The 20,683-nt window shown below is 43.6% G+C and carries 25 protein-coding genes; 11 read left to right on the top strand and 14 right to left on the bottom strand.

Annotated elements, in window-relative coordinates; genetic code table 11:
- Positions 1-58: 58 nt before the first annotated feature.
- A complete protein-coding gene (locus tag DXN04_RS32190; protein WP_116857540.1) occupies positions 59-916 on the bottom strand; it encodes an alpha/beta fold hydrolase in 858 nt (285 codons plus the stop codon).
- A gap of 91 nt (positions 917-1,007) precedes the next feature.
- Between DXN04_RS32190 and DXN04_RS32195 the strand changes: the two genes are divergently transcribed.
- Both DXN04_RS32195 and DXN04_RS32200 read left to right on the top strand, forming a co-directional pair.
- Positions 1,008-1,874 (top strand): LysR family transcriptional regulator, encoded by an 867-nt coding sequence (locus DXN04_RS32195; protein WP_199415188.1) that lies wholly within the window; start codon positions 1,008-1,010, stop codon positions 1,872-1,874.
- Positions 1,875-1,980: 106 nt separating this feature from the next.
- On the top strand, positions 1,981-3,552 hold the full coding sequence (locus tag DXN04_RS32200; protein ID WP_116857541.1) for a glycoside hydrolase family 31 protein: 1,572 nt from the start codon (positions 1,981-1,983) through the stop codon (positions 3,550-3,552).
- A gap of 136 nt (positions 3,553-3,688) precedes the next feature.
- On the opposite strand, the gene DXN04_RS32205 is transcribed toward DXN04_RS32200, so the two are convergent.
- Positions 3,689-4,387, bottom strand: coding sequence for a nitroreductase family protein (locus DXN04_RS32205; protein ID WP_116857542.1), 699 nt, complete (start codon positions 4,385-4,387; stop codon positions 3,689-3,691).
- 118 nt (positions 4,388-4,505) lie between these two features.
- Between DXN04_RS32205 and DXN04_RS32210 the strand changes: the two genes are divergently transcribed.
- From DXN04_RS32210 to DXN04_RS32235, 6 genes are all read left to right on the top strand, one after another.
- The gene (locus tag DXN04_RS32210) at positions 4,506-4,907 is read left to right on the top strand and encodes a winged helix-turn-helix transcriptional regulator (protein WP_116857543.1); all 402 of its coding nucleotides are present in this window, start codon (positions 4,506-4,508) and stop codon (positions 4,905-4,907) included.
- 266 nt (positions 4,908-5,173) lie between these two features.
- A complete protein-coding gene (locus DXN04_RS32215; protein WP_116857544.1) occupies positions 5,174-5,593 on the top strand; it encodes an SRPBCC family protein in 420 nt (139 codons plus the stop codon).
- Positions 5,590-6,042, top strand: coding sequence for a MarR family winged helix-turn-helix transcriptional regulator (locus tag DXN04_RS32220; protein ID WP_116857545.1), 453 nt, complete (start codon positions 5,590-5,592; stop codon positions 6,040-6,042). Before DXN04_RS32215 ends, DXN04_RS32220 begins: the two co-directional genes overlap by 4 nt.
- Before the next feature lie 77 nt (positions 6,043-6,119).
- Positions 6,120-6,479, top strand: a complete 360-nt coding sequence (locus tag DXN04_RS32225; RefSeq protein ID WP_116857546.1) for a VOC family protein — start codon at positions 6,120-6,122, stop codon at positions 6,477-6,479.
- Between the two features lie 27 nt (positions 6,480-6,506).
- Positions 6,507-6,920 (top strand): hypothetical protein, encoded by a 414-nt coding sequence (locus DXN04_RS32230; protein WP_116857547.1) that lies wholly within the window; start codon positions 6,507-6,509, stop codon positions 6,918-6,920.
- 22 nt (positions 6,921-6,942) lie between these two features.
- Entirely contained in the window at positions 6,943-7,497 is a 555-nt protein-coding gene (locus DXN04_RS32235) for a protease (protein ID WP_116857548.1), read from the top strand.
- Positions 7,498-7,569: 72 nt separating this feature from the next.
- On the opposite strand, the gene DXN04_RS32240 is transcribed toward DXN04_RS32235, so the two are convergent.
- The 4 genes from DXN04_RS32240 to DXN04_RS32255 form a co-directional block, all read right to left on the bottom strand.
- Positions 7,570-8,121 carry a hypothetical protein gene (locus DXN04_RS32240; RefSeq protein WP_116857549.1) on the bottom strand — a complete coding sequence of 184 codons (552 nt, stop codon included), beginning with the start codon at positions 8,119-8,121 and terminating at the stop codon, positions 7,570-7,572.
- A gap of 91 nt (positions 8,122-8,212) precedes the next feature.
- On the bottom strand, positions 8,213-9,715 hold the full coding sequence (locus tag DXN04_RS32245; protein ID WP_116857550.1) for a DEAD/DEAH box helicase: 1,503 nt from the start codon (positions 9,713-9,715) through the stop codon (positions 8,213-8,215).
- Between the two features lie 27 nt (positions 9,716-9,742).
- Complete coding sequence (locus DXN04_RS32250) at positions 9,743-10,447, bottom strand: DUF2243 domain-containing protein (protein WP_199415189.1); 705 nt, start codon at positions 10,445-10,447, stop codon at positions 9,743-9,745.
- Positions 10,448-10,586: 139 nt separating this feature from the next.
- Positions 10,587-10,988, bottom strand: coding sequence for a hypothetical protein (locus tag DXN04_RS32255; RefSeq protein ID WP_116857551.1), 402 nt, complete (start codon positions 10,986-10,988; stop codon positions 10,587-10,589).
- Positions 10,989-11,029: 41 nt separating this feature from the next.
- On the opposite strand from DXN04_RS32255, the gene DXN04_RS32260 reads away from it, so the two are divergent.
- Positions 11,030-11,278 carry a hypothetical protein gene (locus tag DXN04_RS32260; RefSeq protein ID WP_199415190.1) on the top strand — a complete coding sequence of 83 codons (249 nt, stop codon included), beginning with the start codon at positions 11,030-11,032 and terminating at the stop codon, positions 11,276-11,278.
- 130 nt (positions 11,279-11,408) lie between these two features.
- Here DXN04_RS32260 and DXN04_RS32265 read toward each other — a convergent pair whose 3' ends face one another.
- From DXN04_RS32265 to DXN04_RS32285, 5 genes are all read right to left on the bottom strand, one after another.
- On the bottom strand, positions 11,409-12,521 hold the full coding sequence (locus DXN04_RS32265; protein ID WP_116857553.1) for a TlpA family protein disulfide reductase: 1,113 nt from the start codon (positions 12,519-12,521) through the stop codon (positions 11,409-11,411).
- A gap of 115 nt (positions 12,522-12,636) precedes the next feature.
- Positions 12,637-13,251, bottom strand: a complete 615-nt coding sequence (locus DXN04_RS32270) for a hypothetical protein (RefSeq protein WP_116857554.1) — start codon at positions 13,249-13,251, stop codon at positions 12,637-12,639.
- Positions 13,252-13,267: 16 nt separating this feature from the next.
- Positions 13,268-13,657, bottom strand: coding sequence for a RidA family protein (locus DXN04_RS32275; RefSeq protein WP_116857555.1), 390 nt, complete (start codon positions 13,655-13,657; stop codon positions 13,268-13,270).
- A 69-nt stretch (positions 13,658-13,726) separates the two neighbouring features.
- Entirely contained in the window at positions 13,727-14,284 is a 558-nt protein-coding gene (locus DXN04_RS32280; protein WP_116857556.1) for a Crp/Fnr family transcriptional regulator, read from the bottom strand.
- Between the two features lie 146 nt (positions 14,285-14,430).
- A complete protein-coding gene (locus DXN04_RS32285; protein WP_116857557.1) occupies positions 14,431-15,255 on the bottom strand; it encodes an enoyl-CoA hydratase/isomerase family protein in 825 nt (274 codons plus the stop codon).
- A 57-nt stretch (positions 15,256-15,312) separates the two neighbouring features.
- Between DXN04_RS32285 and DXN04_RS32290 the strand changes: the two genes are divergently transcribed.
- Both DXN04_RS32290 and DXN04_RS32295 read left to right on the top strand, forming a co-directional pair.
- Positions 15,313-15,918, top strand: coding sequence for a Crp/Fnr family transcriptional regulator (locus DXN04_RS32290; RefSeq protein WP_233525738.1), 606 nt, complete (start codon positions 15,313-15,315; stop codon positions 15,916-15,918).
- 83 nt (positions 15,919-16,001) lie between these two features.
- Entirely contained in the window at positions 16,002-16,883 is an 882-nt protein-coding gene (locus DXN04_RS32295; protein WP_116857559.1) for an alpha/beta hydrolase family protein, read from the top strand.
- Positions 16,884-16,987: 104 nt separating this feature from the next.
- Here the strand turns inward: DXN04_RS32295 and DXN04_RS32300 are convergent, their stop codons facing one another.
- The 3 genes from DXN04_RS32300 to DXN04_RS32310 form a co-directional block, all read right to left on the bottom strand.
- Positions 16,988-18,655 carry a GH39 family glycosyl hydrolase gene (locus tag DXN04_RS32300; protein ID WP_116857598.1) on the bottom strand — a complete coding sequence of 556 codons (1,668 nt, stop codon included), beginning with the start codon at positions 18,653-18,655 and terminating at the stop codon, positions 16,988-16,990.
- Positions 18,656-18,889: 234 nt separating this feature from the next.
- The gene (locus DXN04_RS32305; RefSeq protein ID WP_116857560.1) at positions 18,890-19,789 is read right to left on the bottom strand and encodes a helix-turn-helix domain-containing protein; all 900 of its coding nucleotides are present in this window, start codon (positions 19,787-19,789) and stop codon (positions 18,890-18,892) included.
- A gap of 2 nt (positions 19,790-19,791) precedes the next feature.
- Positions 19,792-20,592 carry an SDR family NAD(P)-dependent oxidoreductase gene (locus DXN04_RS32310; protein WP_116857561.1) on the bottom strand — a complete coding sequence of 267 codons (801 nt, stop codon included), beginning with the start codon at positions 20,590-20,592 and terminating at the stop codon, positions 19,792-19,794.
- Between the last annotated feature and the right edge of the window lie 91 nt (positions 20,593-20,683).

The raw sequence follows: 20,683 nt of genomic DNA on the forward strand, positions 1-20,683 counted from the left end.
TTTTTTTTTAATGAATTCTCAGGCCCTCAAATTACTTTTTATACCACCTCTTTTATTATTAAGATGGCAAGCCTTCCAGGAATTCAAAAATATCCTTCCCTATCTCCAGCGCATGTGTCTCCAGGGCAAAGTGTCCTGTGTCATAGAATTTTACTGTTGCATTTGGATTATCCCGTTTATAGGCCTCTGCTCCTGGTGGCAGGAAATAAGGATCTCTATTGCCCCATACTGCCAGCATGGGTGGCTGGAATTGTCTAAAATACGCCTGGAATTGTGGATAGCGCAATACATTGTTCTTATAGTCTTTTACCAGGTCAAGCTGTATTTCTATATTACCTGGCCTGTCCAGGAAATACTGATCCAGTGTATAGGTTTCCGGTGCTATCAAGGTTGGATCTGCTACACCTTCATGATACTGGAACCAGGTCGCCTGCTGGGAAACAAAACCTTTCAATGCTGTTCTGTTAGCCTCGGAACTATCTTCCCAGTACCTGCGGATAGGATCCCATTCCTTACTCAATCCCTCTTCATATGCATTTCCATTCTGGGAAATGATGCCGGTGATTTTTTCAGGGTTAGCCAATGCCAGCCGGAATCCCGTAGGCGCACCATAGTCAAATACATACAAGGCAAAGCGCTTTAAATTCAAGTGATCGATAAAATCCTGCATCACGGCTGCCAGGTGATCGAATGTATAAGCAAACGCCTTGTGATCTGGTGCATCAGAATATCCAAATCCAGGCAGGTCCGGTGCTATTACATGGAACTTTGTACTGAGCATAGGAATGAGGTTCCTGAACATGTGAGAGGAGGTGGGGTAACCATGGAGCAGGAGAATGACAGGTGCATCTTTAGGACCTGCCTCGCGGTAAAAAATGTTCAGCTCTTTTACCTTTATTTTTTGATAGTAAGTCATGTGCTTATTCTTTTGTGATCTCAAAACTACAGCGTAGCTTTAATCTCTAAAAACGAATAATAGTGATTTTAATAATCATTAATAGTGATAGATGATAAACCTTAATGACCTTAAATTATTTGAGGCTGTAGCGCAGTATGGCAGCTTTACCAAAGCCGCTGAAGCTATGTTTACAGTGCAATCCAACGTGACAGCACGGATCAGGAACCTGGAAGAGGAGTTTGGGAATACCCTGTTTACCCGTACTTCCCGGAAAGTGGAGCTTACACCTGCAGGAGAAACTTTCCTGACCTATAGCCGGCAGATCGGGAAGTTGTTGGATAAAGCCAGGGAGGCACTGGATCCGGATGGAGATGTTACAGGACATCTGGAGATAGGTTGTATCGAGACGACGATGGCATTGAGTGCGCCGTCTATTATAAAGCGGTTCTCTGCTTTGTATCCAAAGATTGACCTTGTATTTAAATCAGCTATGGTCAATGCGCTGATTGCCGATGTCGTGGAGCAGCGGCTTGATGCGGCTTTTGTATCGGGGCCGGTAAGTGTAAATGGATTGAAGCAGGTGAAGCTGAAAGAAGAACAATTGGTCTTAATCGCATCTTCTGATGTGAAACAGCTGAATGATATCCTGACGATGGAACAGATCAGGTTGATTGTATTTGATCAGGGATGCATATTCAGGGCAAGGTTGGAAGCATGGTTGTCAGGAAAGGGAATTGTACAATACCAAAGTACAACGCTGAATTCTATTGAAGGCATTATCAATTTCGTGGAGGCGGGATTGGGCATAAGTATTCTTCCTAAAGATGTGATTGACCGGTATTATAGTAAACGGGCAATCCATTATTTTCCTTTGAACAAAGAGTTAGCAACGATGGTTACTTTGTTGATTTACCGGGAAGATGCTTTGATGTCGCAGGCGTTGAAGGTGTTTATTGAGGAACATAAGGTAAAGTAAACCTGCTATTGGAGCAATATGGCAATTTTGCCTAAAATTACACAACCGGTTGCGTAGTAACACTCTCCCCAATTAAGGTTATTTTAGAAAGTAAAACAACCAAATCATGCCCTTGGGAAAAGTTATTTCAACCATTCTAATCGCTACCATCTGTAATTGCTCGTACGCACAAACGAAAACTATTCAAATTAAAAAAGGAGAAAGCTGGTACGGTGGTGCTGTGACCGAAGGGCAGCAGATGCCGCTCAAAGACGGGTATTCATTTAATCTCTTTGCCAATACTGGTGGCAACCAGGCGGCTCCGCTCTTACTTTCTACCAGTGGCAGGTATATCTGGAGTGATGAACCTTTCAAATTCTCCGTTCATGGCGATGCACTGGAAATTTCAAATGCCACTGCGCCTGTTGAGCTGGATTCCCTCGGGCATAATTTAAAAGATGCTTTTACCAATGCAGCAAAGAAACATTTTCCCGCAAAGGGAAAATTGCCGGATACCTTACTCATTGCCAAACCCCAGTATAATACCTGGATTGAACTGGTATACAATCAAAACCAGACAGACATCCTTAAATATGCAAATGCTATTCTTAGCAATGGTTTCCCAGCCGGTGTGCTGATGATTGATGATAACTGGGCAGATTATTACGGCAGATTCGATTTTAGAAAAGACAGGTTTGAAAATGCGACCGCGATGGTAGATAGTCTGCATAAGATGGGTTTTAAAGTAATGCTGTGGATAAGTCCTTTTATATCTCCTGATACGGAAGTGTTCAGAGACCTGTTGAGCAAGAAACTCCTGCTAATGAAGGATAGTATTAATCCTGCTATCTTAACCTGGTGGAATGGATATAGTGCGGTGATGGATTTTACAAATCCTGCAGCAAAGGAGTGGTTCACCGGCAGACTTGACTATATGGTGCACACCTATCACCTGGATGGTTTTAAACTGGATGCCGGTGATGCTGATTTTTATCCTGCTGATGCGATCTCTTATGCAAAGGCGACTCCCAATGATCATAGTCGCTTATGGGGTGAGATTGGCTTGCACTATGCGTTGAATGAATATCGTGCAATGTGGAAGATGGCAGGTGAACCGCTTGTGCAGCGTTTGAGAGATAAGCAGCATACCTGGGTAGATCTGCAAAAACTGATTCCTCATATTACGCTGGCTGGTTTGCTGGGATATAATTTCACTTGTCCTGATATGATTGGTGGCGGGGAATATGGTTCTTTTATAGGGAGGGATAAATTGGATGAGGAGTTAGTAGTGCGATCAGCGCAGTGTTCTGCTTTGATGCCGATGATGCAGTTTTCAGTAGCGCCATGGCGCGTGTTGAGTAAAGAGCATTTCGCGATTGTGAAGCAGACTGTAGCGATCAGGGAAAAATATACCCCTTATATCCTGCAGCTTGCTAAAGCGTCTGCGACTAGCGGGGCACCGATTGTGCGAAGCATGGAATATGAATTTCCCGGCCAGGGTTTTGTAGATGTAAAGAGCCAGTTTATGCTGGGAGATAAATACCTTGTAGCCCCTGTAATGGCGAAGGATGGTACGCAAACTGTGGTGCTGCCGAAAGGAACATGGAAAAGTGATAAGGGAGAGATTGTGAAAGGGCCGAAGACAATTACGCAGACAGTACCGTTGGATAGATTGCCGGTGTATGAACTGGTGAGATAATGTTGAGAGAATAATTAGAATGAGGTTGAATCAAAAGTAATATTTCCGGGATTTAATCCGGATTTCTGATGGAGAGAATTTTCTTTTATTGAATTTTAAATGCCATCATATTACTGTTGATTCAACCTCATTTTATCTATTTCGTAATGATATCTTCCAGATTTAATGTTACTGGAGTACCATCTGTCTCTGCAGCATCAGCAATTGTCATTTCAGTGATGAAAGCCTCTTTAGGCGTACGAACTTTTTTCATATTCACCAGCCAGTCGTTTGCTTCTTCTCTATACCCCAAAGGAAGGATCACTGTGCTTTTGTAACCTGTACCTTTTAATTTCAGGAGTTCATCCAATTGCTCAGGTACGAAACCTTCCATAGGTGTGGCATCTACCTTTTGCTCTGCTGCGGCCGCAATTGCCATGGCAAAAGAGATGTAGCTCTGTTTAGCTGCGTGATGAGCCTGCCATTCCTTTCCTTTGGTTTCATACAGGTTCAGGATCAGGCTCTTATAGCTATCCATAGTGTTGTGTGGTAATCCACGCTCATCCATCATAGCATTGAATACAGTGCTGATTCTTGTATCGCTATATCCATCCCAGGCTACCCATACCAGCAGGTGGGAGCAATCGGTAATCTGGCTCTGACTGTAAGCGATACCTTTTATTTTCTCAAGTAATGCCTTGTCGGAAATAACGATGATTTTATATTGCTGTAAGCCGGAAGAGGATGGTGCCAGTCGGGCCGCTTCCAGGATGTAATCTAATTTTTCCTGAGGTACTTTCGCACCATTCATCTTTTTGGTAGCATAGCGCCACTTTAAATCTTCAAGTAAACTCATATTAGTCCAATTTTTAACAAATTTAAATTCACTTGAGGTAATTAAGTAACTTTAGGGGGCTTATTGGTGGTGACATTAGGAGCACCAGGTGACAAAAAAGTAACCAAATTATTAGCATATGGCAAACGAGCATTCAGCATATCCGACATTCAGTGAGTGTATGAAAAGAGTGCGTGCAATTGAAGATACGCTTTACATATTAGGAGGAAAATGGAAGGTGATTATCATTGCGCATCTTTGTTTTAAACCGATGCGTTATTCAGAGTTATTAAAGGATCTGAATGGGATCGCCGGAAAGGTGTTGAGCCGGGAGCTGAAGGACCTGGAGTTGAATGGTCTGGTGATCAGAGAGGTGTCTGAGGGGCAGCCGGTGACGGTGACTTATAAGTTATCACAGTATGGGAAGAGGCTGAAGGAGCTGACGGATAGCCTGGCGGATTGGGGGCTACAGCATAGGGAAAGGATTTTTAATGCAGAGAAATTTGAACGTCCGGTAGAAGCGGAGTTGCCTGCCAGATAATGCCTTGCTGCCATCCTTTGCCAATGAAACCCCGGAAAGGGTTAATCATTTTTTATTTAAGATATAGCACCCCTACTTCTGAAACCCTGGGAAAGGGCTAATCATCTTTCTATTTAAGATATATCACTCCTACTTCCAGACTATGATTAGCCTGATATAACTTATCATATAATATTGCATCCGTCATAGTACCTGCATGGTGCTGAAAAATAATTGTGATTATTATAAGTGTACTTATTATATTTGCAATTATTAAACTAATAGTCATGTGGACACGATCCTATTCTGTAACTACACGGGAAGTTACTAAAGAACAAATGTGGAACCTATTTACCGATGTGAATAACTGGCATACCTGGGACGAGGGAATTGAACAGGCATCTATTACTGGCCCATTTGAAGAGGGCAATCATTTTATGCTACAACCTAAAGGTGGGCCGAAATTAAAAGTTTCATTATTAAAGACCATTGAGAATAGCCTGTTCCTGGATGTTACCCACTTTCCCCTCGCTAAAATGTACGACAATCACTCGTTTGAAGAAACTGCCGAGGGACTGAAAATCACTAATACAATTACTGTGAAAGGATTGCTTAGCTTTGTATGGGTAAAACTGGTGGCGCAGAACATTGTCAATGCTTTACCGAAGGACATAGAAAAACAAATACAAGCAGCTAAAAGTCTATGAAGACAAGCAATAATACTTTCAGCGTAAATAAGGCGGAGGAGAGTTCAGGGTTTCTGCTCTGGCAGGTAACCAATCTTTGGCAAAGAGAGATCAGGAAAGCATTGGAGCAATATGACCTGACTCACTCGCAGTATGTACTGATGGCAAGTATTCATTGGCTTTCGTTGCAACAGCAGGAGGTGACACAGGTTGTATTATCAGCGCATACCAAAATAGATCCTATGACTACTTCTACAGTATTGAGAACACTGGGGAATAAGGGGTATATTAAACGTACTGAGCATAAGACAGATACAAGGGCGAAGTTGATTGAGCTGACTAAAAAAGGTATTGATATTATTAAACAGGCGGTGGTGACAGTTGAGAATTTTGACCGGGAGTTCTTTTCAAGGCTGAAGAATAAAGCGGCGTTTAATACAGAATTGGAGAAGTTGATTACTTTAAAATAATCTTCAGGCAGGCGAGTGTAGGCCCGCGAAAAAAATAATGTATTATATTGTAGGCAAGATCTAAATGTGTTAACTATATGAGCCTGATTGCCGTATTACCCAAAATATTCTATGCTGATATTCAGCAGGCACTTGATTTTTTTATTGATGGTCTGGGGTTTGAGCTGGGTTACCATGACGAAGTATTGTATATCGTAAACAGGGATAATGCCACTTTCCAGCTAATGGTAGATCCTGAACTTGCAGAGACGGATAGCAGGCCCGAGATTAGAATTGCAACTGATGATATTGAAGCGGTGTATGCGGACATTAAGGCCAGGAAGCCTTCTATTCTGCATCCGAACCTGAATCATATCAAGCTGCAGCCCTGGGGATTGAAAGAGTTTGCAGTATTGGATCCTACTACGGTTTGCATTGTATTTCAGCAGTCATTATAGTTTTATTCACCACCCTATACTTTTAGTATGACTAACCAGCGTTGGGAAGGCGTTCCCATGTACAAAATTTACCTGTTAAGGATCCTGTATGTCCTGATGTTCGTATTTCTTGGCAAGGATGCATGGACTTTTATTTTTACTCACAAGGGGGCCTGGGATCCTGCTGAGGCCATGAATTTTTCTATCTGGGCATCTTATTCTTTACTGTCTTTTTTCGGTATTTTTCAACCACTTAGGATGCTGGCGATTGTCATGCTTGAGATCTTGTATAAGTCTATTTGGCTGATCATAGTGGCGTTGCCGTTATGGCAGGCAGGCCACCTGATGGATTCTCCGGCTACTGGCATGGTTATGGTATTTGCACTGGTACCATTGCCTATTGTGGCGATGCCATGGAAGTATTTCTTCAGGAAATATATTCTTGTGTTTAAAAAGAATTAATTTTCCGGCATAATTGATCTAAATGAGAAACCAGTTCATCGCAACGGCAGTAATGCTGTCCGTTTTTTCTTTCACTGCATGTCAGCAGTCTCAAAATGCACAAAGTGCGCACAATGACACGACCCAACAGGCGCAGGATACAACTGCTGCCGTAGCTGAACCTGTAGCTGCTGATAGCAGCAGCGCTTCTGTACTGGAAACCGTAATGTCTGCTCCTGCAACCGTAAAAGCAGGTAAACCTATTCTGGTGAAATTTACTGTTAACAATCCTTCTGCCAGTGAGCAGGCGTTTTGTAAATGGCATACGCCATTCGAGCAAAGGTTTTTGAATGCTTACTTTGAAGTGACTAACAGCAAAGGTGAGGCAGTTCAGTACAAAGGTGCCATGGCGAAGAGAGTAACGCCACCGCCTGCGGATGCTTATATTAAAGTAGCTGCAAAAGGTAGTGTGTCTGCTGAAATCGATTTGCTGATGGGGTACAAGATGGATGCACCTGGTACTTATAAAGTGGTGTATCAGGGTGAAGGCGTGAGTGGTCTGACAAAGGTGAATGAAGTGACTGTTACTGTAGAGTAATTTGTCAGGGGCTTTCTTTGAAAGCTGGCTGATATGTGAAAAGACTCATAGCTTTTGCTATGGGTCTTTTTTTTACTCTACCTGCACCACCTCAAACCCCAGCCACCCATCAATCACCCTCACACTCATACTATCCACATGCTCAACATCCGCATACCTTGGATACAACTTGCTTACTGTTTTATGCTTATACACCACATCTACATAAGGCACCGGCGCACTATTCCGATGTCCCCTTGTATACCCGAATGATACTGCCGGCAATTTCATACTCACCTGTGAACGCCCTCCAAACGCCTGATTGCTCCACAGTATAAAGAAGATTATAATCGTACCCAGCGAAAAGCTATTGCATACACAAAATAAGAGTAACTTGACCCTATCAGGCAGATCATGTTTTTCTGAAGAAAGATCTATCTTTTTCCTGAAAATGATTGTAACGGAAAAGCCAATACCAACTGCCAGTAGCAATAGCCTGTAACCATCAATCAACGTATTCCAATAGAGTGTAAGCGTCCAGAAGATCAGTGGAATACTGATAAGCAAACTGATTCCAAATAAAACACCTAAGAATGTAGCTAATGCAGTAATGGGTTTTTTATGCTGGTATAGGGATGGGTTCATGGATAGGTTCCTGATTAACATGTACGAAAGGTACAAAAACTTCGTATTCCGCAAGAACCGGATTTTTGTCATAAGTAAACTGTGCCAGCTTTTAGGCAGCTTTGGGTTTACCTTTCTGCATAATTTTCTGGATCAATGTCCTCAGGCGTTCTTTATAATCCGCTACTAACCAATCTGTATAATTCCTGGTCACCTTGCCAAGGCATTTTCCATACTGCTTTACCCGCCACTGTATTTCCTGGTCCAATAAATCGGACAATTCCAATGCCTGGGAGATAGAGTCACTATTTTCTATACACATCAATGCATGTTGTCTGATCGCATCCCTGATCACTGTCAATGGCTTCACCCCCGCATCTACTGCCCGCTGATGTGCCTCCTGGATATCAAAGGATAACTGTAATGTATTGGGGAATTTAGAACGGAGATCAGAAGGAATGACACGGGCTTCCGTTGAAGATAAGGAGTGCATACTTTCTATATACGCCTCCGGTCTTTCGAAGATCAGTTGCCAATCCATCGGTGCCTGCCATTCTCCAAACCGGTCCATATTGTTGCCCAGGTCGATGATAGTAAAATTCTTCTTCTTAGGTAAACTACGAGATCCCCGCCCGATCATCTGGTGATACAATGTCAGTGATGTGGTAGCACGATTGAGGATCACCGTTTGTATCGTTGGTTCATCAAAGCCCGTGGTAAGGATCGAGACGGATGTCAGGATCGCTCCTTTCGTCTTTTTGAACCATTTCAAGATCTCCTCACGTTCTGCCGGGGAATGACGGTTATCTAAATGCCTGATTGGATAGCCTGCATCCTGAAACATTTTACACACATTCCTGGAGGTAAAGATCCCATTATTAAAGATCAGCGTTTTTTTATGCTTAGCATGCGTTTCATATGCATGCAATAGCAATTCCAACATCGCTTTGGATGAATACAATTCATCGGAAGTGCTGATGGTAAAATCACCGTATATACCTGTCTTCAGTGAATTTAATTCCACATCATAACGCCAGCTCACCGGCTTTGCCAGATATCCTTGTTTGATCAGGCCACTGATGCTTTCTCCCACTATCAATTCCTGGTAAGTTTTGTTCATCGGCAGGTCGGCATTTGAACTCAATGGTGTTGCCGTGACACCTACTACTATCGCACGGGGAAATTTATTCAACAGTTTTTGAAATGCATTGTGATGCGCTTCGTCAATGATCACTAATCCAATTGAAGAAGGATTGATGAGTCCCTGTTTTAAACGGTTCCTTAGCGTTTCTACCATCGCTACATAACAGGCATGTTCTTCCCGTTTGCGTAATTGCTTCACCGTACTATTGATCACCTTGTTTTTGATGCCTATTTTTGTCAGCGTAGCAGCTGTCTGCTTGCATAGTTCGATTCGGTGTGTCAGCACCATCACCTGTTTGTGAAAGTTTTCTACGTACCACTTCGCTATCTCCGAGAAGATCCTGGTCTTGCCGCCTCCTGTTGGTAATTGATAAAGGACTCTGTAGCCTTTGGTAGCATGTGTGAGTTTATCAAATAGTATATTGAGGTCACGTTCCTGGTAAGGGTACAAACTATCGTTTCCCATTTTCATCTTACTGTTAGTTATAAAAAATATATATCAAACCTGGGGCCAATGGTGAGACCGGTGATGAGATCTGATAATCATATAACCGAACAGGATCATTACCACTGATATTCCCAGGAAGAGGTAATTAGCGGGCTGATGATTGTGTGCATACTCAATCACATTGTGCAATTGTAGAATCTGGTGATCTATGATGCCTTCTACCAGGTTAAAGATACCCCAGCCAAGGAACAGACCGGCAGTGAGCAGTCGGCCGGAGTGGTCTGCATTGCTACGTTTACTTACTTGCCACAACAATATGATCCCTATGATCGTTACGATCAGGCAGAACGCATGAAAAATGCCATCCCAGAACATGTTAATGCTCTTACCGATATAATCTGTAGCCGGGATTTTATTTGAAAGCATTTCATGCATCTGCAGGATCTGGTGTAATATGATTCCATCTATAAACCCTCCTATGCCTATTCCCAGCACGGTGCCCGCTGTGGTGAGTGGAACAGGAGAAAGTAAAATTAGCTGTGGATGGGCCTGCATTTTGTGCCGATGCCTGGCAGTTGAAATGGCGGTCAGTACAATAACAATGATCGTCAAAACTACAAATGCCAGTAGCATGGTGAATAAATTGGGGTAGAACTGACTATTGTAAATGCCTTCCCTGATTTGCCTGTTGCACAAAGGGCAGGAATATGCGGGCATACTGAGCATGCAGCATAATACCATGGTTAACTTTCTCATACTATTATTGCAGGAAACTTCGTGCCATGGCTACTATGGCTGTTAATGCCACGCCTGATTGATGATTATTGTAGCCATTGAGTGGATTTAAGGAACATTTAATAGTGCTTACAACATGCTTATGGCCCCGGCATAATTTTTACAATATTTTAAGACGCTTTCTTACTACTGTTTTTCTCTTTTTAAGAGAAGTGATAAAAGGCTCTTCCAACAAAGGCAGTCCCTTTACATCAAGGATTTTAAGTGAGCGACCTAATGCTAAATTGATCTTTGCAATTTTCCTATTGGCTTTAACCCAGGCATTACGATTAGCCAGTATGGTTTCTTTGTTTTGTTTGATAGTATTGTCAATTAGCTGGAGTTCTTTTTTATAATTTTTCAGTTTTCTGTAAAGCACCAGCATTCTGCCGATCACACGCCTGTCATCAGGCACCTGGTCATGCAGTCGCTGGTAGATGGTTAGCGCCTGCCCGGGCTCATCATTTTGTTCGAGGGCACGGGCCTTTTCAAATAAACGGATATCAATGGTCTTCCTTTTCATAAGAGGAATACTACAACAGACATACCATTAAAATGAGTGTTATGAATGAAGCATTGTTGAAATTATTAGACAAATCTTATGCGCCTTCTCAACTGGTTGAAACTACTTATCAAAAATTTGATCTTGCCTTTAAGACGGACGAAGAAGGACTGCCGATCCTGCTCTTTCTGGGGACGAAAGATAAGGAAGGGAAAATTCGGGGGGAAAGATATGCACGCCGAATTGTTCGTAATGAAGAAGGGAAGATTGTTAAGAGCCACTGGGATCATAAAGGGAAAGCCACGCCATAACCAGGCGGGACCTGGCTAACAATTTACTAAGAAGATGGCTGGTCAATTCCCTGACTGTTCTGCCTGCTTGTGGAAGATTTTGCTGTAAATGTGGGCGTAGGCATGCAACGGGTATTGTCAGCTCTTCTTATCAGATGTGGCTAATAGCTGCATTTTTTAAGATCGTTTCTATTTCATCGAGATCGGAGATGCCTTCTTTTTGAGTGGGTACAAGTACTTTCCCTTCCGGATCTATCAGGAAAATCGCAGGTATACCTACTACACCATAGCTGTCTATAATATTCTCATCGTTGTAAATATGTGCCCAGGTTGCAGGTAGTTTTTGTATAGCTTTCAGGTGTGATGTCGTGTCTCTATCCAGGGATACTGATATTACTTTTACCGCAGGGTATTTTTTAGAAATTTCAATTACCCTTGGCATCGCCTGCATGCAGGGTACGCACCAGGTAGCCCAAAAGTCAAGGATTACGTATTTACCTTTATAGGTATCCAGGGAAAGACTGTCACCGTATACATCACGTGTACGGAAATCGACCGCAATGTGCTTGTCCCTGATATTATTTATACTGATTAAGCTTCTATAGATATGTTTCCCTGCGTCTGTATTCTTAAATGTTGCAGGTAGATGGTCCAGTACCTGCAGCAGACTATCTGCGGGAAAGAATTGTTGATAAGGGGTAAAGGAGCTGTAAAACGTATAGGAAGAATAATAATCAGAAGGATGCGTGTTAATAAAATCCAGTGTTTTCCTGTAAAAAGCTACTGAAGATTGCCTGATCTTTTGAGCCAGTGCTGCATCAAAATGGCCTAGTTTGTTCCACGCTATCAATAGTAACCTGTTCTGCTCCGCCGCTGCTTTCGTATATTGGTGAAATTCTTTTCCTCCTTTCGTATCGGCATCAACGATATTTACGAGTTTTGTTGTATGCAGACTCGTATCTTTTAATACAAGTTCGCTATTGCCCGGTCCAAAGAAGAATAGCTTATTCTTGCTGAAGGCACCGTATTCGCCCTGAATTGCTAAGGATAGGGAGCCGAACTGGGTATGTAAATCTCCATTTACAGTTATTGAGCGGCTAAGTTCTTCGGATTTAATGTCGGTATCATTCAGGCCATCTCCGTAATTGACCACCAGTTTTTCTAAGGGGAAGCTATCGGGCACACGGATCGTCAATGTGAATGCCTGGGCATGGGAAAACAGGCTGGCAAGTAGCAGGGTAGAAAGCAGGTAAAATGGTTTCATAAAAGTTAAAAGTTGGATTAACCCGTTTTATGAAATGAAATTAACCTGCTTTATGTTAAGGAGTTTGTAAAACTGTTGTCAGTCCTATTACACTTTGTTAAGAAGATGATAAAACTTATTTCAGTCTTTTCGCCGCTGCCGGCACCTTCCCTGCCTTAAACTCTTCCCTTTGCTTTTCATCTGCCAGATCCATGTTGAAATTCTCCCATTCTCCTTTCTCATTCAGCACGGCACAATTCCACTCACCATCTGCATCATCGGGAAACTGCCAGAGAATATGATATCCTTCTTCGTTGGTAAATCCTTCTTCATCTGCCTGCAGAATACCATTTACCAATTCCCAGATCACACCCTGCGTAGTCGTAATAATATGATAGTTCTCTGCCTCCATCCCTATCGGCATTAGCTCCATGGCATATATTACCTTCACCTTATCAAAGAAATCGTTCAGCCACTTAGCCGCCGATGCAGGCTGGAATTCCAGAATGCTTTGTTTGAATTCATCCAGCTCTTCCCTGCCTATGCCTTCGGTGCTCACAGGATTTCGTTCTACCGTTGCCAGCAGTTTCCCTTTCTCATTTTTCAATTCAAAAGCCGTCCATTTCTCCGGCTTCTCATTCCGGGGAACCCCAAATTGAGCTGACAGTGCTTCTGCGTCCAGCTCTTCTGAAATATCGTCGAGATGAATGTCCGGGTCTTGTGTGCCCAGGATACGGATGTAGTAACTCATAGGCACAAAATTAGGATTATTTTACTACTGTAGCCTCCAGTTCTACCTGCAATGTTTCGAAAAGAGATTTTACCTCAAATAAGGTGGATGCCTGCCGGATACCATGCCTGGCAATCCATTCCTGCAGGATGGGGAAATGGGGCCATAATTCTGCCGAAGAGGTGGTGTAGATATTAAGTCTTACAATACCCTTACAGTCATAGCCCGCCGTGGTAATCACCTGTTCCAGGTTGGCGATGGCGTGGATCAGCTGAGTTTTCATATCCTCCTTACTGGAACTGCCATCGGGGAATACTGCTGCCTGTCCGGCACAATACAGGGTGCTGCCTGCATTTTTCACTTCTACTGCCTGGGAATAACTACGTTCCTCCTGCCAGGTCCAGGGGTTGATGCTTCTTGTTTCCATGAGGACAAAGCTCCGGAATCGTGCTGGAATGGGCCCTTGATGTACCTCACTATTATCCTGTGATGTACGTCACACCAGGCGGCTCAGGGTTTCTCTGGATACACCCAGGTAGGCAGCCAGCAGACTTTTAGGCACCCGCTGTAGTAAAGAGGGATATTGTTTGAGTAACTGCTCATAACGTTCTTTTGCATTGGAGGTGAGCAGGGAGAGAATACGGCGCTGTGCTGCCAGGAAACCGAAGTTGGTTTTCTGTAAGAAGAAGTGCTCTATTTTGGGGAATTCTTCACAGAGCTTTTTATAGTTTTCAAAGGAGAAGCAATAGACTTCTGTGTCTTCTATACACTGCAGGGACATGGTGGCTATTGATTGTGTATAGAATGCATAGTAATCACTCTCCCACCAGTCTTCCATCGCGAAGGAGACGATATGATCCTTGCCGTTATCGTCGTTGTATACGAGTTTTAGTAACCCGGAAATGACCAGGTAGCAGTGTTTCACTTCATCGCCTTCCTGTACAAGGTACTGGTGTTTCTTATACTTCCGGGTGCTGAAGTGAGTGGCTACAAATGCAAATTCTTCATCTGTAAGCGGGAGTATTTTTTCTATGTGCTTGCGGAGGAATTGCATTTTAAAAAGTCAGTTCTCCTGTGAATGGATTGAGCGTATCAGAGGAAGAACGATCCGGCATGTCCTGCTGATCAGTGACAAGATAAGTCCTGCGGCCATCCGTATCGTTCTTGCTTTTAAAATAATAACGCTGTAAAGATAGTCAATCACAGTTTATTTAAAATCCCTTCCAGGTCCTTTTCTCCTTCTCTGGTCTGCACACCGGCTGCCAGGGCAACTTTAGCTCTTGCCACTGTAGCTGGTCTTGCGAAGAGGCCCATGCACAGCTGGTTTTCTAAGGTTAGTCCTTCATAGAGATCTCCGCTGGCAGCATCGATGGCTTTTACGGCATAGTCAGCTACATCTTCAGGGAGCTTAGCGATGCGGGTAGCGAGGGCGTTGACATAATTATAAAGATCTGCCTGTGGCAATGCACGGTTTACGAGACCATATTTCTCTGCCATTACTCCATCTAACAATTCTCCACCTACTATGACTTCCATTGTTCTTGCTCTGCCAATTAACCTGGTCAGGTATTGGGTACCGCCGCCTCCAGGTATAATTCCCATCAGGGTTTCTGGTTGTCCAAAACGGGCTTTTTCGAGTGATGCAAAGCGCATATCGCAGGCAAGGGCAAGTTCGGCACCACCGCCGCGTACAAAGCCGTCAATAACTGCGATGGTGACCTGGGACAGCTGACGGATCTGTTCATGGAGGTGCTGCATAGGATTGATAGGAGCCTGCAGCATTTCAGGACTAGCCAGGCTGGCAAAAGAAGTGGGATCCACGATGTAATTCGTGTCGCCATGGGCGATAAAGAAGTCGGGATCTGCACTTTGAAATACGATGACCTTTACAGTTTTGTCTTCCTGCATGGAAGCTACAAATTGCCCGAGCGAGATCATTAGTGATGCATCCAGCACATTGAGCGGGGGATTATTGATCGAGGCAAAAGCTACTCCATTTCTGATGTCTACATTGAGTTTGTCCATGATTGATTAATTTTGCAATGCAAAGGTCTTCCCCCGGGGAAGGGAAAAAAAAGTCATTTGACGCAAAATTTTTCTGATAAGATGTTTAGTGCGCTGGCGGCATATTTTACAGATAAGATACATTTGACTCAGCAGGAGCTGGAGTTGATAGAGATGCATTGTCATCCCAGGAAGCTGAAGAAAAAGGAATTTTTGTTGGTGGAAGGGGAAGTGTGCAGGTTTAGTGCATTCGTGGTAAGTGGTTGTCTGCGCTCTTATAGGTTGGATGAGGCGGGGAATGAACATACTTTTAAATTCGTGATTAAGGATTGGTGGATTGTAGACAATGAGAGTTATAGTAATGGTACGCCTGCGCAGTTTAATATACAGGCTTTAGAGGATAGTGAGTTAATGATCGTGTCGAAGGAGTCTTTTTATTTTATGCTGGAACAGATGCCGCAATTGAAGATGCTGGTAGACAGGTTGCAGCAGAATAGTTATAATGCCAGCCAGCAGCGGATTTATAAACAGATCAGTGCTTCGCCGGAGGCCCGGTACCAGGCATTTGTAGATACCTATCCGGATATATTTAACCGGGTGCCATTGCATATGGTGGCTTCTTACCTGGGCATGTCGAGGGAGACGCTGACACGGATCAGGAGTCATTTTGCAAAGAGTAAGTGAGGGTTTGAATATCTTAATGATTGGTTTGATTGTCATTATTTGAATGAGGGATTTCAGCGGAGCTTTGTATAAAAATAAAGCTCATGGAACAAGTTATTTCAGTAAGTCCTGTCGTGCTCCCTGCACCGGGGCGTGGTTTAGATCTGCAAGTCCGGATTTCGGCACCAATCAGGGGAGAGCAGCTTCCCGTCATTTTATTCGCACATGGTTATGGTAATTCATTAGATGGTTATGCCCCGCTTGTGAACTATTGGGCAGCCCGTGGTTTTGTCGTGATACAACCCAGTTTTCTCGATTCCAAAAGAATAGGTTTAAGCCCTGATGATCCCAGAACGCCGGAGATCTGGAAGATTCGTGTGGCGGATATGAAGCTGGTACTGGATCATTTACAGGATATAATCAATGTCGTACCGGGATTGCCCGAACGTGTTGATACCAGTCGTATTGCGGCGGTAGGGCATTCATTTGGTGCGCAGACAACCGGAATGTTATTAGGCATGCGTGTGATTGGTGAAGAGCTGGATATGTCTGATTCACGGATCCAGGTGGGTATCCTGCTTACCGCCGGTGGTAATGGTGGCAAGGATTTGAGTGCGTTTGCAGCGGCTCATTATCCATTTATGAATCCTGATTTCAGTGGTATGAAAAAGCCGGTACTGGTAGTGGCAGGTGATAAAGATATTTCACCACTTACTGTGCGGGGATGGGATTGGTTTACGGACCCTTATACGATGAGTCCCGGGCCTAAATCACTGCTTACACTGTATGGTGGCGAACATCTACTGGGAGGGATTTCCGGCTACCTGGTGACAGAGACTACTGATGAAAATCCTGAAAGAGTGGCGGCGGTACAGCAATTGACATGGGCTTATCTGCGGAGTGCATTTTATCCGGAAGATACTGCCTGGCAGGATGCAGGAAAGGGTTTGACGCAAGGGAAGATTGAAAATAAAGGAGGTCTGTAATGATCTCCTTTATATGTAGAATATGAAAAATACCTGATTTTTATTATTCCCTCTTATGTCATAATGGCGATGCTTTGAACTGGAGAGAAAGTGATACCATTCATTTATTCATAAGTAATCCTGATCAGGGATACTGCCTGTCCTGGTAAATTCACTTTCAATTTATACACACCATTTGTAATTTTAATTTTCTCTGGAGCATTCAGCATGGCTAATTGTCCTGCCTTTTCCAGAGTGACATATTGAGCGGGTGTAGGTGCCGCAGGTGATCCCATTTTCTTCCAGACTTCATAGGAATTACTATGCTCCTGATCGATACGGTAGTGATATAATACCGCTTTCTTAGCCGGAATATTTTGAATAGTCAGATCTACTGTTGATGTTCCGGTGCTGATATCATCATCATGGTAATTCCAGAGCAACAAAGAAAAGTCTTTTGAAGATGCAGCTGCCAGGGCATTTACATCTGTACGTTCTCCTCTCACACCATTAGCCATGATGGTCTGCGCATCATAAGCCAGGTCGCCGCTTATGCGGAGTCTTTGTCCACTCATCATTCCCATCATTCTAAACACATTTAATACAGGTTTATCCACACCATTCGTAGCCAGTTCCCTGAAGCCATAAAACCATGGCTGGTTTTCAAACTCAAAAGACCAGTTCACCGCACCGATAATATTGGTACCATAAGCGTCATTTAATTCAATAATGCGTGCAATAGATGCTGCGGTATAACTGGAGTACATGGTTCCGTTTCTATACGCATTCTGCGGATCCGTTTTCATACCGCAGGCAGCGCATCCTTCCGGATCTGATTCCCCAATGATAATAGGAATATTTTTCAGTTCAGGAAAAGAAGAGATGATTTTCAGGTGCCGGTTTACATCTTTCAATTGGTTGTTCATACCCATCCGCACCCTGTTCTCTGTAAATACAGGTGCTCCTTTGGCATGAAAGGCGAGGAAGTCTATAGGTGCGCCTATTTGTCCGGTGGCTTCGTTTTTTTCTTTCAGGCAATGGGTGATAAATCTGCGCATAAACTCTCCTGCCCCACCTGTGGCATGTGGACCTCCTATCCTGGCTGAAGGCAGGGCTCTCCTGACTCCTGCGGCTGCATAGTCATACATTTTACAATAGGTCGTGATCTTATCATCTACCATCAGGTAATAACCATCTGCCTCATTCCACAGTTCCCAGTACCAGCTTTCCACTTCTGCTTTTCCATAGCGCGCTACGCAATGTTTTACCCATTGATAGATCAGTTCTTCCCATTTATTGTAATCTTTGGGAGGATAGGCCCAGCCTGTACAAATTTCTTTGTAGTCATGTCCGGGTTGCCAGTAGTGCCTGTAGGGAGTAGGATGTGTGGATAGGGCTTCCGGCATGAAACCAATTTGTGCCAGTGGTTTCATTTTCCGGGTGATATAGGTATCGAAGATGGAGTCTACGATCCGCCAGTTATATACGGGATTTCCATTGGCATCTTCAGTATACATATTGGTGGAGCCCCATTTCAGGGCAGCTTCGCCATCGCCTGTATTCATCAGGTTATGGGTCCGTACGTATACCGGAACAGGGCTAAGGGCTGCCAGTTCAGAAAGTAATTTCCTGCCGTCTTTCATATAGGTATAATTGGGCTCATCGTAGCCAAACCAGGCCCAGATGGGTTTGAGGGGACCTTTTTCCTGTTTGAGGTCTACCTGAATGGCTGTCTGGCCAAGGCAGGCAATGGCATATAGGCAACAAATCGTTAGCAGTGAGCTGAATTTCATTGAACGTGGGTGGCGATCCGTTTTTTGGTAGCTGAGCACGGATACCATAACCAAGATACACAAACTGCCAATTTAATCAATGGGTATAATTCGCTACCTTTTATTAGTATCCTTCAAGGTTTGTGGACCGCAAGGTTTTGTAAGTATTTCTCCTGGTCCTGTTACTCCTGGAGTGATAAGACCCTTTACCTGGAAGACCTGCATCTGCGTGTTTCTTTTAAAAAGCAGGATCAGCTACAAATTAATAGATTGTCTGAACTCCAATGGCCTTTGCTGTGTCTTTGCTTTAAAGAATTTACTAAACGACTGTGAATGTTCAAAGCCCAGCTCATAAGCAATTTCACTTACAGACAATGTTGTTGTAGACAATTTCTCTTTCGCTTTCTCTATCACTTTTTCATGTATATGCTGTTGTGCTGTCAAGCCTGTCAACTGTTTCAGCATATCGCTGAAATATTTGGCTGACAGGTGCAACTGGTCTGCAAAGTAGCTCACCGCCGGCAGGCCTGCATGTGTACTTTTATTAGCAAAGAAATCTTCCAGCAGGGTTTCAAAAGCAGCAAGCAGGTTATTGTTTAATGGTTTGCGGGTTATAAACTGCCTGTCATAAAATCGATTACTATAAGTTAATAACAGGTCTAACTGTGCAATCAATACATCCTGGCTGAATTTATCGATAGGCCTGTTAATTTCCTGTTGGATTTTCCTGAATAATTCTTCTACATCCTTTTCTTCATCTGCTGATAAAATGAGTGCCTCATTTACTTCATAATGAAAGAAATCATATTGCCTGATCTTCTTTGCCAGTTCGGTGCCCTGTAGTAAGTCAGGGTGCACCATCAGGCACCATCCTTCCTTAGGCAGGGCAAAGTTCTTATTCACACCCAGTACCTGGTTGGGTGCTGTGAATCCCATCACTCCTTCATCAAAGTCATAATTCGTCTGGCCGTATTGTGACTTGCAATCGCAATTGTATTTGATCGTTATTACATAATAGCTGAGGGTAAAGCGCAGGTTTTCATCCACCTCTATTTTCGGCATTTCATGAAACTGGTACACCCCGATCAATGGATGCTTTGGCTTGCCCAGGTTGCAGGCAGCGTAGTATTGTGAAATGCTTTTGATGTGTAACATACCTACTTTATCTCTAAGTTCAGATTTTTTCGCATCATATTCCCATACATTTTTATGCCTGCTTTTACAGGGATGAAGTTCACTAACACTTTCACCACCTTATTTTGGAAACCGCTGATGGTCAGCATGGATTTCTTGCGTATTCCTTTCATGGCAGCGGCTACCACCTGTTCGGGTGTTTCCATTTTTTTGGTAGAAAAACTGCTTTTCCGGTCACTGCCTATCTTCGCAGCATCAAAGAAACCTGTTTCAGTAGCCCCGGGACATAGCAGCATCGCGTGAACATTGTAGAGTCTGTTTTCTTCCCACAGGGCTTCTGTAAAGTACATGACGAAACCTTTGGTGGCGGCATATACATTCATATATGGGATACCGTTAAAACCTGCCATTGAGCCTACATTGATAATGGTACCGCTTTTACGGGCACGCATGGCGGGCAGGAACTGATATGTGAGGGCGACCATTGCGTCCATATTCAGGTGCATCATGTTGCGGTATTCGTCCATGGTGTACTCCAGCAGATCGCCACCACTGCCAATACCGGCGTTGTTGATAAGCCAATCTACCTCCAGGTTTTTATCACGTACTTCATTGGCAATGCGTGCATCACTGCCTGCCTGTGCCAGGTCGATGGGCAGGTACTGTACGGTGACCTTGTATTGCTGGCTCAGTTGTTCACTGAGGGATTTCAGTTTATGAGCGGACCTTGCTATAAGGAATAAATTATGTCCTTCTTTGGCCAGTCGCCGGGCGAATGCTTCGCCGATGCCGCCTGAGGCACCTGTGATGAGTGTAACTTTCATGACACAAAGGTGGGGGATCGGCAGGGGGAAAAAGTAGCCGAAAGGCGGGACTGTGTAGTCGATTTACTGCCTGTGTCTTAATAAATGGTAA

Source organism: Chitinophaga silvisoli, assembly GCF_003412465.1.
Taxonomy (GTDB): domain Bacteria; phylum Bacteroidota; class Bacteroidia; order Chitinophagales; family Chitinophagaceae; genus Chitinophaga; species Chitinophaga silvisoli.

Coding starts and splice junctions, on each gene's coding strand:
- DXN04_RS32210 (WP_116857543.1), top strand. CDS start 4,506: ATGGCAAACGAGCATTCAGCATATCCGACATTCAGTGAGTGTATGAAA.
- DXN04_RS32190 (WP_116857540.1), bottom strand. CDS start 916: ATGACTTACTATCAAAAAATAAAGGTAAAAGAGCTGAACATTTTTTAC.
- DXN04_RS32250 (WP_199415189.1), bottom strand. CDS start 10,447: ATGAGAAAGTTAACCATGGTATTATGCTGCATGCTCAGTATGCCCGCA.
- DXN04_RS32220 (WP_116857545.1), top strand. CDS start 5,590: ATGAAGACAAGCAATAATACTTTCAGCGTAAATAAGGCGGAGGAGAGT.
- DXN04_RS32215 (WP_116857544.1), top strand. CDS start 5,174: ATGTGGACACGATCCTATTCTGTAACTACACGGGAAGTTACTAAAGAA.
- DXN04_RS32200 (WP_116857541.1), top strand. CDS start 1,981: ATGCCCTTGGGAAAAGTTATTTCAACCATTCTAATCGCTACCATCTGT.
- DXN04_RS32310 (WP_116857561.1), bottom strand. CDS start 20,592: ATGAAAGTTACACTCATCACAGGTGCCTCAGGCGGCATCGGCGAAGCA.
- DXN04_RS32230 (WP_116857547.1), top strand. CDS start 6,507: ATGACTAACCAGCGTTGGGAAGGCGTTCCCATGTACAAAATTTACCTG.
- DXN04_RS32225 (WP_116857546.1), top strand. CDS start 6,120: ATGAGCCTGATTGCCGTATTACCCAAAATATTCTATGCTGATATTCAG.
- DXN04_RS32295 (WP_116857559.1), top strand. CDS start 16,002: ATGGAACAAGTTATTTCAGTAAGTCCTGTCGTGCTCCCTGCACCGGGG.
- DXN04_RS32205 (WP_116857542.1), bottom strand. CDS start 4,387: ATGAGTTTACTTGAAGATTTAAAGTGGCGCTATGCTACCAAAAAGATG.
- DXN04_RS32285 (WP_116857557.1), bottom strand. CDS start 15,255: ATGGACAAACTCAATGTAGACATCAGAAATGGAGTAGCTTTTGCCTCG.
- DXN04_RS32280 (WP_116857556.1), bottom strand. CDS start 14,284: ATGCAATTCCTCCGCAAGCACATAGAAAAAATACTCCCGCTTACAGAT.
- DXN04_RS32245 (WP_116857550.1), bottom strand. CDS start 9,715: ATGAAAATGGGAAACGATAGTTTGTACCCTTACCAGGAACGTGACCTC.
- DXN04_RS32275 (WP_116857555.1), bottom strand. CDS start 13,657: ATGGAAACAAGAAGCATCAACCCCTGGACCTGGCAGGAGGAACGTAGT.
- DXN04_RS32255 (WP_116857551.1), bottom strand. CDS start 10,988: ATGAAAAGGAAGACCATTGATATCCGTTTATTTGAAAAGGCCCGTGCC.
- DXN04_RS32240 (WP_116857549.1), bottom strand. CDS start 8,121: ATGAACCCATCCCTATACCAGCATAAAAAACCCATTACTGCATTAGCT.
- DXN04_RS32235 (WP_116857548.1), top strand. CDS start 6,943: ATGAGAAACCAGTTCATCGCAACGGCAGTAATGCTGTCCGTTTTTTCT.
- DXN04_RS32195 (WP_199415188.1), top strand. CDS start 1,008: ATGATAAACCTTAATGACCTTAAATTATTTGAGGCTGTAGCGCAGTAT.
- DXN04_RS32305 (WP_116857560.1), bottom strand. CDS start 19,789: ATGTTACACATCAAAAGCATTTCACAATACTACGCTGCCTGCAACCTG.
- DXN04_RS32265 (WP_116857553.1), bottom strand. CDS start 12,521: ATGAAACCATTTTACCTGCTTTCTACCCTGCTACTTGCCAGCCTGTTT.
- DXN04_RS32270 (WP_116857554.1), bottom strand. CDS start 13,251: ATGAGTTACTACATCCGTATCCTGGGCACACAAGACCCGGACATTCAT.
- DXN04_RS32260 (WP_199415190.1), top strand. CDS start 11,030: ATGAATGAAGCATTGTTGAAATTATTAGACAAATCTTATGCGCCTTCT.
- DXN04_RS32300 (WP_116857598.1), bottom strand. CDS start 18,655: ATGAAATTCAGCTCACTGCTAACGATTTGTTGCCTATATGCCATTGCC.